Raw genomic sequence first — 16,374 nt, forward strand, 5'->3', positions numbered from 1 at the left:
TTTGCCGCTGTGTCCAGGTACTGCCCGGCCGTCCCGCCACCGGAGGATGCGTGCAATGATGTGCGCGCCAACTCCATACCGGCCGCTTGAATCCGCGCGGGAGAGTCCGAAGCACGCAGAAGCACTCCAGGAGTGCCCGGTGCCCAGGACGCCGAAGGAGCAAGTCCCTCCCTTGAATCTCTCAGGCCCCGTACCGCGCGGGCGAGGCAGATCTGAAAAGCGGGCCGCCATGTCGCGGCTCCACCCAAGGTGCAAGCCGGGACTCTCCCGGTGAACCTCTCAGGTTCCGATGACAGATGGGGAGGATTGTCCTCACCTGTCATGCCCTGCCCTGGGAGCCCCACACATGAGCAATGTCCCCCGCCACACCGCCCTCGACGCACTGCACCGTTCGCTGGGCGCGACCATGACCGACTTCGCGGGCTGGGACATGCCGCTGCGGTACGCCAGCGAGCGCGACGAGCACAACGCCGTACGGACCCGCGCGGGCCTCTTCGACCTCTCCCACATGGGTGAGATCACCGTCACCGGCCCCCAGGCCGTGAACGCCCTCGACCACGCGCTCGTCGGCAACATCGGCACGATCGGCCCCGGCCGCGCCCGCTACACGATGATCTGCCGGGAGGACGGCGGGATCCTCGACGACCTGATCGTCTACCGGCTGGCCGAAACCGAGTACATGGTCGTCGCCAACGCCGGGAACGCCCAGACCGTCCTCGACGCGATCACCGAGCGCGCCGCCGGGTTCGACGCCGTCGTGCGGGACGACCGTGACGCGTACGCCCTGATCGCCGTCCAGGGCCCCGAGTCCCCCGGCATCCTGAAGTCCGTCACCGACGCCGACCTCGACGGCCTGAAGTACTACGCCGGCCTGCCCGGCACCGTCGCCGGCGTCCCCGCCCTCATCGCGCGTACCGGCTACACCGGCGAGGACGGCTTCGAGCTGTTCGTGGCCCCGGCCGACGCCGAGAAGCTGTGGCGGGCGCTGACGGACGCGGGCAAGGACGCCGGTCTCGTCCCCGCCGGCCTCTCCTGCCGCGACACCCTGCGCCTGGAAGCGGGCATGCCGCTGTACGGGCACGAGCTGACCACCGCGCTGACCCCCTTCGACGCGGGTCTTGGCCGGGTCGTGAAGTTCGAGAAGGAGGGCGACTTCGTCGGCCGCGCCGCCCTTCGGGCCGCCGCCGAGCGCGCCGAGACCGCTCCGCCGCGCAAGCTGGTCGGCCTGGTCGCCGAGGGCCGCCGCGTCCCGCGCGCCGGTTTCCCCGTCGTCGCCGACGGCGAGGTCGTCGGCGAGGTCACCTCCGGCGCCCCCTCCCCGACGCTGGGCAGGCCGATCGCCATGGCGTACGTCGACGCCGCGCACGCGGCGCCCGGCACCTCCGGCGTCTGCGTCGACATCCGCGGTACGCATGAGCCGTACGAGGTGGTCGCGCTGCCGTTCTACAAGCGCCAGAAGTGACCCCCCGCACAACCTTCCCGTTCACCAGCACTCCCCCGCGTACAGGAGAATTCAGGTCATGAGCAACCCCCAGCAGCTGCGTTACAGCAAGGAGCACGAGTGGCTGTCGACCGCCGAGGACGGCGTCGCGACGGTCGGCATCACGGAGTTCGCGGCCAACGCGCTCGGTGACGTCGTCTACGCCCAGCTCCCGCCGGTCGGTGAGACGGTGACCGCGGGCGAGACCTGCGGCGAACTGGAGTCGACCAAGTCGGTCAGCGACCTGTACTCCCCGGTGACCGGCGAGGTCGTCGAGTCCAACCAGGACGTCGTGGACGACCCGTCGCTGGTGAACTCCGCCCCCTTCGAGGGCGGCTGGCTCTTCAAGGTGCGCGTCGCGGAGGAGCCGGCCGACCTGCTCTCCGCCGACGAGTACGACGCCTTCTCCTCCGGCAACTAAGACCTCGAACGGGACCGTGATGACGCTTCTCAACACTCCCCTCCATGAGCTCGACCCGGACGTCGCCGCCGCCGTCGACGCCGAGCTGCTCCGTCAGCAGTCCACCCTCGAAATGATCGCCTCGGAGAACTTCGCTCCGGTCGCGGTCATGGAGGCGCAGGGCTCCGTCCTCACCAACAAGTACGCCGAGGGCTACCCGGGCCGCCGCTACTACGGCGGCTGCGAGCACGTCGACGTGGTCGAGCAGATCGCCATCGACCGCATCAAGGCGCTCTTCGGCGCCGAGCACGCGAACGTGCAGCCGCACTCGGGCGCCCAGGCCAACGCGGCGGCGATGTTCGCGCTGCTCAAGCCCGGCGACACGATCATGGGCCTGAACCTGGCCCACGGCGGTCACCTGACCCACGGCATGAAGATCAACTTCTCCGGCAAGCTCTACAACGTGGTCGCGTACCACGTGGACGACGCCACCGGTGAGGTCGACATGGCCGAGGTCGAGCGCCTCGCCAAGGAGTCGAAGCCCAAGCTGATCGTGGCCGGCTGGTCCGCGTACCCGCGTCAGCTGGACTTCGCCGCCTTCCGCCGCATCGCGGACGAGGTCGGCGCGTACCTCATGGTCGACATGGCGCACTTCGCCGGTCTGGTCGCCGCGGGCCTGCACCCCAACCCGGTGCCGCACGCCCACGTCGTCACCACGACCACGCACAAGACCCTCGGCGGCCCGCGCGGCGGAGTCATCCTCTCCACCGCCGAACTCGCCAAGAAGATCAACTCCGCGGTCTTCCCCGGCCAGCAGGGCGGTCCGCTGGAGCACGTCATCGCGGCGAAGGCGGTCTCCTTCAAGGTCGCCGCCTCCGAGGAGTTCAAGGAGCGCCAGCAGCGCACCCTGGACGGCGCCCGCATCCTGGCCGAGCGCCTGGTGCAGCCGGACGTCACCGAGCACGGCGTGTCCGTCCTCACCGGCGGCACGGACGTCCACCTGGTCCTGGTCGACCTGCGGAACTCCGAGCTCGACGGCCAGCAGGCCGAGGACCGTCTCCACGGTCTGGGCATCACGGTCAACCGCAACGCCATCCCGAACGACCCCCGGCCCCCGATGGTCACCTCGGGCCTGCGGATCGGTACGCCGGCCCTGGCCACGCGCGGTTTCCAGGCCGAGGACTTCGCCGAGGTCGCGGACATCATCGCCGAGGCGCTGAAGCCGTCGTACGACGCCGGGGCCCTGTCCGCCCGGGTGACCGCTCTGGCCGGCAAGCACCCGCTTTACCCTGGTCTGAAGTAGTTACGTACGACACAGACTGGAATACCGGGGCACCGCGCACACTGAACAGTGAGTGCGGTGCCCCGCACCTTGTACCCGCCATTGATCATCTGCGCCACCCCGGCAGACAACGGCGTCTACCCACCCTTAGGAGTTCCCCCGTGGCCATCTCGGTCTTCGACCTGTTCTCGATCGGCATCGGACCCTCCAGCTCCCATACGGTCGGGCCGATGCGCGCCGCCCGGCTCTTCGCGGGGCGCCTCAAGAACGACGGCCTGATGGCCCACACCACCGCGATACGCGCCGAGCTGTTCGGCTCCCTCGGCGCGACCGGCCACGGCCACGGCACCCCGAAGGCCGTACTGCTCGGCCTGGAGGGGGACTCCCCGCGCACGGTCGACGTCGAGACCGCCGACGACCGGGTCGAGCGGATCAAGGCGGACGGGCGCATCAATCTGCTCGGCGTGCACGAGATCGGCTTCGACTTCGACGAGGACCTGGTCCTGCACCGCCGCAAGGCCCTCCCGTACCACGCCAACGGCATGACCCTGTGGGCGTACGACGCCCAGGGCGCGCCGCTGCTGGAGAAGACGTACTACTCGGTGGGCGGCGGCTTCGTCGTCGACGAGGACGCGGTCGGCGAGGACCGGATCAAGCTCGACGACACCGTGCTGAAGCACCCCTTCCGGACGGGTGACGAGCTGCTGCGGCTGGCCGGGGAGACCGGGCTGTCGATCTCCGCGCTGATGCTGGAGAACGAGAAGGCCTGGCGGACGGAGCCGGAGATCCGCGCGGGGCTGCTGGAGATCTGGCGGGCCATGCAGGACTGCGTCGCGCGCGGCATGTCCCAGGAGGGCATCCTGCCCGGCGGCCTGAAGGTGCGCCGACGCGCCGCGAACACCGCCCGCAAGCTGCGCTCCGAGGGCGACCCGCTGGCCCTGTCGATGGAGTGGATCACGCTCTACGCGATGGCGGTCAACGAGGAGAACGCCGCGGGCGGCCGCGTCGTCACCGCCCCGACGAACGGCGCCGCCGGCATCATCCCGGCCGTCCTGCACTACTACATGAACTTCGTACCGGGCGCGGACGAGGAGGGCGTGGTCCGCTTCCTGCTCGCCGCGGGCGCGATCGGCATGCTCTTCAAGGAGAACGCCTCGATCTCCGGCGCCGAGGTGGGCTGCCAGGGCGAGGTCGGCTCCGCCTGCTCGATGGCGGCCGGCGCGCTGGCCGAGGTCCTCGGCGGCACCCCCGAGCAGGTCGAGAACGCGGCCGAGATCGGCATGGAGCACAACCTGGGCCTGACCTGCGACCCGGTCGGCGGCCTGGTCCAGATCCCGTGCATCGAGCGCAACGGCATGGCCGCGGTCAAGGCCGTCACGGCGGCGAAGATGGCGATGCGGGGCGACGGCAGCCACAAGGTCTCCCTGGACAAGGTCATCAAGACCATGAAGGAGACCGGCGCGGACATGTCCGTCAAGTACAAGGAGACCGCGCGCGGCGGCCTGGCGGTCAACATCATCGAGTGCTGACAGGAGTCGGCCCTGACCAGCGCCTTGGTTTCTTTCAGCGCTGTCAGGGCCTTCCCTGCTTACGCGGCGGAAAGTCCCTGGACATCCGCGTTGCTGCCAGATCACCCCACTGAGCATGCGCATGCATCGCAGGCGTAGACACCGAAGCCAGATGATCCTCGCCGTTCCATGGCGGAGCCCTGACAACGGTGACCGTGAGATGCCGACAGCCGATGCGCTCGTCCAGCCATCGGGCAGTCTCGGGCTGCTCCAGCGTCAAGTGGCCGTCCACGACGACAGGCACCCTTGCTTCCCCGGCCGGGACATGAGGTCCGGCATGGCACACCCGACACATCAGGCAGTACAGCGGTGAGCCTGCCGCCGTCCCTCCGGGGCCTGCCCACGCAGCCCGGCTCGACAACGGCGCGCTGCCGACACCCCGCAGGCCGCCCAGGTTCCTCGCCGCCCGAACCCCGATCGACACGTCCTGTTACTTTTCAGTAACTGACGGTCGACCTGTACTTTTCGGGTCAGCCCTGATGATCTGGAGATTGTGGGAGGTGTGGGTGAGCCTGGGGGAGCGAGGCGGGCTGGCCCTACCTCGACCGGTATAGCCAGCTATCCCGACAACCCAGGTTTAACGCCATTGACCCAGCGCGGCCAAAACGGGGGCGAAAGAGTCATGGATGTCAGATGTCTCTCCAACATGCTGGAAGAACTGACGCGTGAGCACCGAATACCGGGGGCTCAGCTTTGTCTGTATCGAGACGGAAAGACGTACAACGCATACACCGGCGTAGAGCGACTCGGCGGGGATGTCCTCGTGACACCGCGTTCCCGTTTCGCCTACGGCTCCGTGAGCAAGGTGTTCACGGCCGCGCTGGTGATGCAACTGGTGGAGGAGGGCGAGGCCGAACTCGACGAACCGGTCCTGTCCTTCCTGAGCGGGCACACCGTGCCACCGGGCCACCCCATGCGGTCGGTCACCCTGCGGCACCTGCTCAGCCATACCGCGGGACTCGTCTCCGACTACGAGGGAGCGCCGCTGCGCTCCCCGTCGCTGCACCGCTACTTCGCCTCGGTGCTCCGCGCCGGACATTTCAGTGCGCCCGGATCCGCGTTCTCCTACTCCAACACGGGGTACGCCGTCGCCGCCTATGCCGTCGAGGTGCTGACCGGACAGAGTTGGTGGGACTCGGTCGAGTCCTATCTGGCCCGGCCGACCGGCCTGGACCTGGCCTTCGTACGCGACCCGCGGCCGGGGGCGGCCCCGCCCGCCATCGTGAGCGGGCACGCTGTCACGGCGACGACCGGAAAAAGCTCACCCGTCGACTTCCACGTGGAGTCGACGCTGGTGCCCGCGGGCGGGATCGCGGGCAGCGCCATGGATCTCGTCCGGTTCGGACGCTGCTTCCTGGGGGAAGGGCATGCGGACCTGGAGGCCGATATCGCGGCCCTCGACGTACTGGCACAGATGGGGCATTCCGTACCGGAAGCCGACCCGTTCGGGATCGCGGCCGGCTGGGGCGCCGGCTGGGGCCTCTTCCCGGCCGACGACGGGACGTTGTGGCTCGGTCACGACGGAACCCTCGACGGTGGCTCCTGCAACGTCAGGGTCAGCCCCGACGGCGGCACGGCCCTCGCCTTCACCACCAACTCCACCACCGGGCTCGCGGCCTGGGAGGACCTGGTAGCCGAACTCGACAGGTCCTTCGGTCTGCGTGTCGGCCACTACCGGCAGCCCGCCCCGGACGACAGGCCGTACGACTCGACCGCTCTGCTCGCCGGAGAGTTCCTCAACGGGGACTTGGACATCCAGGTCTCGCTCGGGGACGGCAATACGCTCCGGTTCGCCGCCTGCAACGGGATCTCCGGGGACCTGGCCGTCGGCAGCGACCTCACGTTCGCCGTGCGCGCGGCGGACCAGGGTGACCTGCTGTTCAGCGGTCGGTTCATGAGTTCCGTCCCGGACGGCCCTGTCGACCTCATGCAGTACAACGGTCGGACGCTCTTCAAGGACAGCAGCCAGGCTCGCCTCGTGGCCTAGCCGCTCCGGTTCTTCCCGTCCCGGCTCGCCCCCGCCCGGGCTTCTCCCGCCCTTCAGCGCCGTCGGCCCCTCCTGGCCGACGGCGCCCCCTTGGCTGAAGCACAGCCGCGCTCACGTGCGGCTCATTCCCCTGCGTGCGACTCATGTGGCGCACCCGTGAAATAAGGAGTAGCGACCGTGGCTTCTGCCAGGAACGCGGAGAACCGGACGTTTCAGGAACTGTTCGGCGCGCACGTGGCCCATCGCCCGGACGCGGTCGCGCTGGTGTCGGAGTCCGGGACCATGAGCTACGCCGAGCTGGACGAGCGCGTGGCACGGGTGGCTTCCGCGCTGCGCGCCCGCGGGGTCCGCAGGGGGACGCTGGTCGGCGTCTGCCTGGAGCGCGGTGCGGGGGTGGTGGTGTGCGCACTGGCCGTCATGCGGACCGGCGGCGTGTACCTGCCGCTGGACCCGAAGTATCCGCTGGAGCGGCTCCAGTACATGGTCGACGACTCGGGCGTCGGCACGGTGATAACCCAGTCCTCCCTGGCGGCGGCTGTCCCGAGGACGGACCGGCGACTGGTCCTGGACGAACTCGCCGGCGACACGGCAGACGACGCGGTGCCGGACACCGCCCCCGTCGCGGAGTGCGGACCGGACGACGCCGCGTACATGATCTACACCTCGGGATCCACGGGCCGCCCCAAGGGTGTGGTCGTCACCCACCGAGGCATCGCGGACCTGGCTCGCACCCAGCGCGAGCGGATGCTGGTCACCCCCGACTCCCGCGTGCTGCAGTTCGCCTCGCCGAGTTTTGACGCGGCTGTCTTCGAGCTGACGATGTCGCTGCTGAACGGCGCCGCGCTCGTCGCACTGTCCCAGGACCGACTGGCGGGCGACGAACTCGCGCGGGCCATACGGGACTTCCAGGTCACCCATGCGACCTTGCCGCCCGCGGTCCTGCCGACCATGTCCCCCGAAGACGTGCCCACCCTCGCGGTCCTGATGGTGGCGGGCGAGGCATGCCCCGGCGAGCTGGTCGACCTGTGGTCGCGCGAGCGCCGGATGTACAACGGCTACGGCCCGACCGAGACCACCGTGTGCGCCACGATGAGCGAGCCGATGTCCGGCAGGGGCACTCCCCCGCTCGGTACGGACGTCGAGGGCACCGAGGTGTACCTCCTGGACGACCACCTGCGGCACGTGCCCGCGGGCTCCACCGGTGAGCTCTACATCGCGGGCGAGGGGCTGGCCCGGGGCTACTGGGGGCGTCCCGCACTCACGGCGGATCGTTTCGTCGCCAATCCGTTCGGGTCGGCCGGGGCTCGGATGTACCGGACCGGTGACCTGGTACGACGTACCGACGCGGGCGTACTGGAGTTCGTGGGCCGGGTCGACGACCAGGTCAAGCTGCGCGGTTTTCGCATCGAGCCCGGCGAGATCGAGGGCGCTCTCATGCGCCGGCCCGGTATCGCGCACGCCGTCGTCACGGTCCATGAGGACCGGCTGGGACACCGCCGACTGGTTGCGTACGCAGTCGTTGATACGGACGGAGAGCGCGGCTCCGGGACCCCTGCCTCCCTCCGCACCGCGCTGGGCCGCGAACTCCCCGACTACATGGTGCCGTCCGCCGTCGTCCTGCTCGACGCGCTTCCCCTCACCGCCAACGGCAAGGTCGACCGGGCGGCACTGCCCGCTCCCTCGCCCGACCAGATGGTCGGCGAGTACGTCGCCCCGCGCACCTCGGCGGAACAGACTGTCGCGGAGGTGTTCGCCGATGTCCTGGGCGTGGCCCGGGCCGGGATCCACGACGACTTCTTCGACCTCGGCGGCGACTCCATCCGCGCCGTGCAGGCCGTTTCCCGCATCGAGGCACTGCTCGGCGTCCGTGCCGAGCGGCGAGCCCTGTTCAGCCATCCCACCGTCGCCGAGCTGACGGCGGTCTGCCTGCGCTCCGAGGCCGTGCCGGCGACGCACATCGCGCGCGCCGACCGGGACCGCCCGCTGCCGCTGTCGTCGGCGCAGCGCCGGCTGTGGTTCCTCGACCAGTACGAGGGCGGCAGCACCGAGTACTACGCCGGCAGCGCCTACCGGCTGCGCGGTGGGCTGTCCACGACCGCACTGCGTGCCGCCCTGGGCGCCCTTGTCGCCCGTCACGAATCACTGCGCACCACCTTCCACGAGGCCGACGGCATCCCCGTACAGCGGATCCGTTCCCTTGCCGACAGCCCGCTCGCGCTGCGGGAGCACGATCTGTCGGGGTTCGGCGCGCAGGTTCGTGAGCGGGAACTGGACGAACTGCTGCGCACCGAGGTGGACACGCCGTTCGACCTCGGCAGCGGTCCGTTGCTGCGGGCGCTGCTGGTCCGTCTCGCCGCCGACGAGCACGTCCTGGTGCTGAGCACGCACCACATCGTCAGCGACGGCTGGTCACTGGACGTCCTGACCAGGGACCTGACGGCGCTCTACCGCGCCGAGAGCCACCCCGACGCGTTGGACCTTCCCGAGCTGTCCGTGCAGTACGTGGACTTCGCTGTCTGGGAGCAAGGACACCGGGACGGCGACGCGGTCCACGACCGGCTCACCTACTGGAAGCGTCAGCTCGACGAGGTTCCGTCCCTGGCCCTGCCCACGGACCGGCCGCGCCCCGAGATCCGCACGACCGCTGGAGCCGTGCACCGCTTCCACCTGCCCGCTGCCGAGACCGAGGCGTTGAAGGAGCTGGGCCGCAGCCGCGGCGCGACACTCTTCATGACGTTGACCGCCATGACCCAACTGGTGCTGGCGAGCGCGTCGGGCAGCCAGGACGTAGCCCTCGGTGTCGCCTCCGCGGGCCGGGACCACCGGCAGACCGACGATCTGGTCGGCTTCTTCGTCAACCCCCTCGTGATCCGCTCCCGACCGCGGGCCACGGATACCGTCTCATCCTTCCTGGACGGCGTACGGACCACCGTGCTCGACGCCTTCGACCACGAACTGCCCTTCGATCGCCTGGTCGATGAGCTGATCACCGAACGCGACCCCAGCCGTACCCCGCTCTTCCAGGCCATGATGGTGCTGCAGAACACACTGCCCCAGCAGGTCCAACTGGCCGGGCTCGATGTCGCCGAGGTGCCGCTGCCGCGTACCAAGTCGCTGTTCGACCTGGTGGTGGAGTACGAGGAGTACGACGGCGGTCTGCGCGTCGTCGTCGAATACAACACCGACCTGTTCGAGGCCGCCTCCGTCCAGCGTCTCGCTGAGCGGTTGCAGCACCTCGTGACCGCCGCCGTCGGGGATCCGGGGCAGCCACTCGCCCGCCTGAGCCTGCTCGCCGACGACGAGCGGCGGCAACTGCTCCGGTGGACCGGCACCACTCCGGAAGGTGCCGGAGCGGGTGTGCCCGAGCTGTTCGCCGCCGCGGCCGCCGCGACTCCCGACGCGACCGCCGTGATCGGCCCGCGCGAGACCCTGACGTACGCCGAGCTCGACGCCCGCGCCGACGCGTTGGCGCGACGGCTGCGAACCCTCGGAGCCGGCGCCGAGTCGCCGGTGGTGTTGGTCCTGGAACGCGGTGTACCGGTCGTGGTGTCCATGCTCGCCGTGCTGCGCGCGGGCGCCGCCTACGTGCCGGCGCACAGCGGCTACCCGACGGAGCGAGTGCGCTGGCTCATCGAGGAGACCGGGGCGGTGTGCGTCATCGCCGACGCGGCGTCCGCCGACCGTGTCCCGGACGGCACCGGTGTGCCGCTGCTCCTCGTCGACGAAGGTGGGCGCGACCGCGATCCCGTACCGCAGGAGCCGCTCGTCGACCTGCCTGTCGAGCCGGAGCGGCTGGCGTACGTGATGTTCACGTCCGGCTCCACCGGCGCCCCCAAGGGCGTCGCGGTCACCCACGACGACATTGTCCGCCTCACGACCGACAGCCGCTGGCGCGACGGACGGCACGGGCGGGTCCTCTTTCACTCCTCGCACGCCTTCGACGCCGCCACGTACGAGATCTGGGTGCCGCTGCTGAACGGCGGCAGCGTGGTCGTGGCGCCCCCGGAGCACCTGGACGCGGAGGCGTTCGGCGCGCTGGTCACGGAACACGGCGTCGAGTCGACGTTCGTCACCACCTCGCTGTTCAACCTGTACGCCAACCAGCGGCCGGACTGCTTCAGCGGGATGCGCGCCGTGCTCACCGGCGGTGAGGCCGCGAACCCGCAGGCCGTGCGCCGGGTCGCCGATACCTGCCCCGGCCTGGTGGTCATCAACGCGTACGGCCCCACCGAGACCACTACCTTCGTCACGGGCCACGCCTTCGCCCTGGACACCGACTCCGACACCGGCACGCGCACCCTGCCCATCGGCAGCGGTCTCGACGGCACCCGACTGCTGGTCCTGGACGGCTTCCTGCGGCCGGTGCCCGCCGGCGTCGTCGGTGAGCTGTACATCGGCGGCGCCGGTCTCGCCCGCGGCTACTGGGGACGCCCCGACCTGACGGCGGAACGCTTCGTCGCCGACCCGTCCGGTGCCCCGGGATCGCGCGTGTACCGCACGGGCGACCTTGTGCGCTGGACGGCGGACGGCGAATTGGAGTTCGCGGGGCGCGCGGATGCCCAGGTGAAGATCCGCGGCTTCCGCATCGAGCTCGGTGAGATCGAAGCGGCGCTGCTGCGGCTGCCGGAGATCGGCGAGGCGACGGTGGTGGTACATGCCGCGGACACCGGTGCCCGGCGGCTGGTCGGCTACGTGGTGGCGGAGCGGCACTCCGACGCACCCGTTGTGGTGGATACCGACGCCGTACGGGCGCGGCTGGGCGAGCAGTTGCCCGAGTACATGGTGCCCGCTGCCTTGATCACCCTCGACGCCCTTCCCCTGAACGGCAACGGCAAGATCGATCGACGAGCCCTGCCCGACCCGGGCCAGGACGTACTGGCCGGTGCCGTGTACGTGGCGCCGCGGTCACCGGCCGAGGAGGTGCTGGCCGGGGTGTTCGCGTCGGTACTGGGTGCGGAACGGGTCGGGGTGCACGACAACTTCTTCGACCTGGGCGGGGATTCCATCCTGAGCATCCAGGTCGTCTCCCGCGCCCGCCGTGAGGGAATCCACCTCGGCTCGAAGGACGTCTTCGCTCGCCAGACCGTGGCAGGCCTGGCGGCGCTCGCCGAGGCCACCGGGCCCGGCGAGCGCCGTGGGCCCTCCGCTGAGCAGGGGGCCGTATCCGGCCCGGTGGCGGTGACGCCGATTGTGGACTGGTTCTTCGCCACGCATCCGGTGGCGCCGCACCACTTCAACATGGCCGTGTTGCTGGAGCTCGTGGACGGCTTCGACACCGCGGCTCTGTCCAAAGCGGTGGAAACGCTGCTGGCCCAGCACGACATGCTGCGCTCGCGTGTGGCGGACGGGCGGCTCGTCGTCGCCGGGTCCCAGGACGCGTCGCGCGTCATGGAGAGGGTGAACGTCTGCGAGCTGCCGGCAGAGCGGCTGGACCATGTGGTGCGAGAGCACTCCGTACGGGTCCAGGCGACGCTCGACCTGACGGACGGTCCGCTGATCCGTACCGTGCTCTTCGACGGCGGGAGCACGCACCGTTCACGCCTGCTGCTGGCAGCACACCACCTGGTGGTGGACGGCGTGTCCTGGCGGGTCCTGCTGGAGGACCTGGACACCGCATACCGGCAGGCGCCGCTGGGACCGAAGACAACCTCGTTCCAGCAGTGGGCCCGGATGCTCGCGCACCACACCCGCCAAGGCGGTTTCGCCGCCGAACTGCCGTACTGGAAAACCGTGGCCGAAGACGCCGGCGTCACCGTCCCCACGGACACCGAAGGCCCGAACCTGATGGGCGGCCAGAAGACGGTGTCCACGGTGCTGGACGCCGAGCGAACGCGTCTGCTGCTCCAGGAAGTCCCCGGGACCTACCGCACACAGGTCAATGACGTGCTGCTCGCGGCACTCGCCCGCGTGCTGTGCCAGTGGTCGGGACATGAACGGCTGCTCGTCGACCTCGAGGGCCACGGGCGGGAAGAGCTGTTCGAGGGGGTCGATCTCTCCCGGACGGTCGGCTGGTTCACCACCATGTTCCCCGTCGTGCTGGAAGCACACGACGACTGGGGCAAGCAGATCAAGGCGACCAAGGAAGCCCTGCGGGCGGTCCCGAACCGAGGGCTGGGATACGGCGCCCTGCGCCACCTCGCCGACGGGCTGGAGACAATGCCCCGGCCGCAGATCAGCTTCAACTACCTCGGCCAGTTCGATGGCCGACCGGACGGCGGCCTGCACGAGTCGATCGTCCTGAACCCCGGTGGTGAGTACGCGCCCGAGGAGGAGCGGGCGCATCTGCTCGACGCGGTGGGCCGGGTGGTGGACGGACAACTGGTCTTCGACTGGGCGTACTCGAACGGTGTCCACCGCGAGGAGACGGTGCGGGCGCTCGCCGAACAGTTCACGGCGGAGCTGGACGCACTGGTCGCGCACTGCCTGACCGAGGACCACGGCGGAGCGACCCCGTCGGACTTCCCCCTGGTGGCCCTCGACCAGACAGCGGTCGACCGCCTGGTCGGCAACGGGCGGGAAGTGGAGGACATCTACCCGCTGACCCCCATGCAGCAGGGCATGCTCTTCCACGCTCTCCTGGAACCCGACTCCTCCTCCTACTTCGAACAGATCATGTTCGTGCTCGACGGAGCAACCGACGTCGAGGCGCTGGCCGGGGCCTGGCAACGGATCGCCGAGCGGACAGCCGTGCTTCGTACCTCGATCGCCTGGCAGGGCGTTCCCCAGCCCGTTCAGATCGTTCACGGCGACGCTGTTCTCCCGGTGAGTGTGGGCGACTGGCGCGGGATGTCGGAGCCGGAGCAGTCGGCAGCGCTGGCGGAGTTCACGGCGGCGGACGAGCAGGCGGGAATCGACCTGAAGACCGCCCCGCTCGCTCGGGTGGCGTTGTTCCGGCTGTCTGACACCCGGGTCCAAGTGGTCTGGACGTTCCACCACATCCTGTTGGACGGCTGGAGTCTGCCGCTGGTGATGGCCGACCTGTTCACCGCCTACCGGGGCGAGGCGCTCCCCGACCGCCCGGCGTTCCGCGACCATCTCGCCTGGCTGGCCGGACAGGACACGCAAGCAGCGCAAACCTACTGGCACCAGGTCCTGGCCGGATACGACACCCCGGTGGCGCTGCCCTACGACCACATCCCCGACGACGTACGCGCCGCACGCTCCACGGAACGCCTGGAGCTGGATCTTCCGGACAAGCCGTCCGACGCCGTCCTCGCCTTCGCCAGGCAGCACAGGATCACCGTCAACACGATCGTCCAGGGTGCGTGGGCGCTTCTGCTGGCGGCGCGGTCGGGCCGGACGGATGTCGTCTTCGGCGCGACCAGCTCGGGCCGGCCCGCTGCCATCCGGGACATCGAGTCGGCGATCGGCCTCTTCATCAACACCCTGCCGGTACGGGTCCGTATCGATCCGTCCGTCACGGTCGCCCAATGGCTGCGCGACATCCAGGCCCAGCAGACCGAGGCACGCACATACGACTACGTGCCCCTCGCCCGCATCCAGGCCGAGGCCGAACTCGCCGCCGACACCCCGCTCTTCGACAGCCTGGTCGTCTTCGAGAACTACCCGGTCGACGAGGAGAGCGCCCGCGCACACGGCCTGAACATCGAGGCCGTCACCGCCAACGAAGCCGCCAACTACCCGCTCACTCTCAGCGCTTACGCCAGTGACCACAGGGTCCGGCTGGTCCTCGGGTTCGAGCCGACGGCCTTCGACCCGCAGACCGCACACGGTCTGCTGGACGAGCTCGGCACGATCGTCCGGGCCCTTGTCGACCAGCCCGCCGGCCCGCTCGGCCGACTGCCGGTGCGGCGGGACCCGGCACTGGCGGCCTTCGAGGACGGCGGCACGGTGGCGGTGCCCGACCGTACGGTCGTGGATCTCTTCGCCGAGCAGGTTGCCCTGCGACCGGACGCGGTCGCGATCGCGGCCGAGGACGAGTCACTGACGTATGCCGAGCTCGACGCACGGGCCGACCGGCTGGCGCGGTCGCTGCGTGCCCACGGCGTCGGTCCCGAGTCCCGAGTGCTGCTGCTGATGCCGCGCTCGGCGCGCGTCGTCGTGGCCATGCTGGCTGTGCTCAAGGCGGGCGCCGCGTATGTGCCGGTGCACGCGGCGTTTCCCGCCGACCGTGTCGCCTGGCTGCTTCAGGACACCGGCGCGGTAGCGGTGATCGCGGACAGCTCGATGCTCGGCAGGCTGGTCGAGCCGCGGGTGCCGGTGCTGGTGTACGACGAGGCGGACTCCGCCGTCTCGGTGCCGGCCGGAGGCGAGCTCCCCCGGGTGCCGGCCGCCTCGGCGGCGTATGTGATGTTCACTTCCGGTTCCACCGGGACCCCGAAGGGGGTGACCGTCGACCACCGCAGCGTGGTCGCACTGGCCCGTGACCGTCGCTGGCGGCAGGGGCACGAACGGGTGCTCTTCCACTCGCCGCACGCTTTCGACGCCGCCACCTACGAGGTCTGGGCCCCGCTGCTGGCGGGCGGCACGGTCGCCGTCGCCCCTGCGGGCGATATGACGGCGGACGTCATCCGCCGCGGCGTCAGCGAGTACGGCGTCACCGCGGTCTTCCTGACCACCGCGCTGTTCAACCTGTTCGCCCAGCAGGACCCGGGCTGCTTCGGCGGGTTGCGCGAGGTGTGGACGGGCGGTGAGGCAGCCCTGCCCGCGGCCTTCGCCAAGGTGGCCGAGACCTGCCCGGACACCACCGTCGTCCACGTCTACGGGCCCACCGAGACCACCACCTTCGCGACCTGCACCCCGATCGCCAGGGACGAGGCCGGGGCGGCTGTGACCCCGATCGGCCGGCCCATGGACAACACCCGGGCGTACGTCCTGGACGCGCTGCTGCGGCCGGTGCCGGTAGGCGTACCGGGCGAGCTGTATCTGGCCGGTGACGGGGTGGCCCGCGGCTACGAGAACAGGCCGGCCCTGACCGCGGAGCGCTTCGTCGCCAACCCCTTCGCCGTCGGATCACGGCTCTACCGCACCGGCGATGTGGTCCGGTGGAACCCCGACGGGCGGATCGAGTTCATCGGCCGGGCCGACGGACAGGTCAAGATCCGCGGCTTCCGCATCGAGCTCGGCGAGATCGAGAGCGCGCTCGTCGGCTGCCCCGGGGTCGCCGGGGCCGCCGTCGCCGTAGTGGACTCCCCCTCGGGAGCCAAGCAGCTCGTCGGCCACCTCCTGGCGGGGACCGGTGAGCAGCCGGACCCCGAGGCCGTACGGGCCAAGCTCACCGGCATGCTGCCCGCCTACATGGTGCCGTCGGTGCTGCTGCGCATCGACGAGCTGCCGCTGACACCCAACGGCAAGGTGGACCGCCGTGCGCTGCCCGCGCCCGACTGGTCCTCGCTGACCGAGGCCCGGTACGAGGCACCCGAGACCGTCACCGAGGAAGTGCTCGCCGAGATCTGGGCCGGGGTGCTGAACCTCGAACGAGTCGGCGTGCACGACAACTTCTTCGACATCGGCGGCGACTCCGTGCGCGGCATCCAGGTCATTGGAGCGCTCGAATCGGCCTTCGGCGTGCGGCTGCTCACCAAGGCGATGTTCACGCACCAGACCCTGCGGGCCCTCGCCCAGGCCGTGGAGGACGCGGTGCTGGCGGAGCTGGACGACTGATCCGTGGCCCTTCACCTCTTGTATCCCCCCTAC

General features: G+C 70.2%; 6 protein-coding genes and 2 riboswitches. All 6 genes read left to right on the plus strand.

Translation table 11 applies throughout. The features are described from left to right. The first annotated feature begins 87 nt into the window (after positions 1-87). Positions 88-206, plus strand: a riboswitch (glycine riboswitch). Then, positions 207-306, plus strand: a riboswitch (glycine riboswitch). Positions 307-346: 40 nt separating this feature from the next. The 6 genes from gcvT to ABD374_RS07450 all read left to right on the plus strand — a co-directional run bounded on the left by gcvT (position 347) and on the right by ABD374_RS07450 (position 16,341). Beyond that, positions 347-1,462: a glycine cleavage system aminomethyltransferase GcvT gene (gcvT, locus tag ABD374_RS07425; RefSeq protein WP_344492612.1), complete on the plus strand. Its 1,116-nt coding sequence runs from the start codon at positions 347-349 to the stop codon at positions 1,460-1,462. Between the two features lie 58 nt (positions 1,463-1,520). Beyond that, positions 1,521-1,901 (plus strand): glycine cleavage system protein GcvH, encoded by a 381-nt coding sequence (gene gcvH, locus ABD374_RS07430; RefSeq protein WP_344492615.1) that lies wholly within the window; start codon positions 1,521-1,523, stop codon positions 1,899-1,901. A 19-nt stretch (positions 1,902-1,920) separates the two neighbouring features. After that, a complete protein-coding gene (gene glyA, locus ABD374_RS07435) occupies positions 1,921-3,183 on the plus strand; it encodes a serine hydroxymethyltransferase (RefSeq protein ID WP_344492617.1) in 1,263 nt (420 codons plus the stop codon). A gap of 140 nt (positions 3,184-3,323) precedes the next feature. Beyond that, positions 3,324-4,691 carry an L-serine ammonia-lyase gene (locus ABD374_RS07440; RefSeq protein ID WP_344492619.1) on the plus strand — a complete coding sequence of 456 codons (1,368 nt, stop codon included), beginning with the start codon at positions 3,324-3,326 and terminating at the stop codon, positions 4,689-4,691. Between the two features lie 685 nt (positions 4,692-5,376). Continuing rightward, positions 5,377-6,717, plus strand: a complete 1,341-nt coding sequence (locus ABD374_RS07445; RefSeq protein WP_344492963.1) for a serine hydrolase domain-containing protein — start codon at positions 5,377-5,379, stop codon at positions 6,715-6,717. 177 nt (positions 6,718-6,894) lie between these two features. After that, positions 6,895-16,341 carry an amino acid adenylation domain-containing protein gene (locus ABD374_RS07450; RefSeq protein WP_344492622.1) on the plus strand — a complete coding sequence of 3,149 codons (9,447 nt, stop codon included), beginning with the start codon at positions 6,895-6,897 and terminating at the stop codon, positions 16,339-16,341. Positions 16,342-16,374 lie beyond the last annotated feature (33 nt).

The sequence above is a fragment of the Streptomyces enissocaesilis genome, assembly GCF_039533765.1.
Lineage (GTDB): Bacteria > Actinomycetota > Actinomycetes > Streptomycetales > Streptomycetaceae > Streptomyces > Streptomyces enissocaesilis.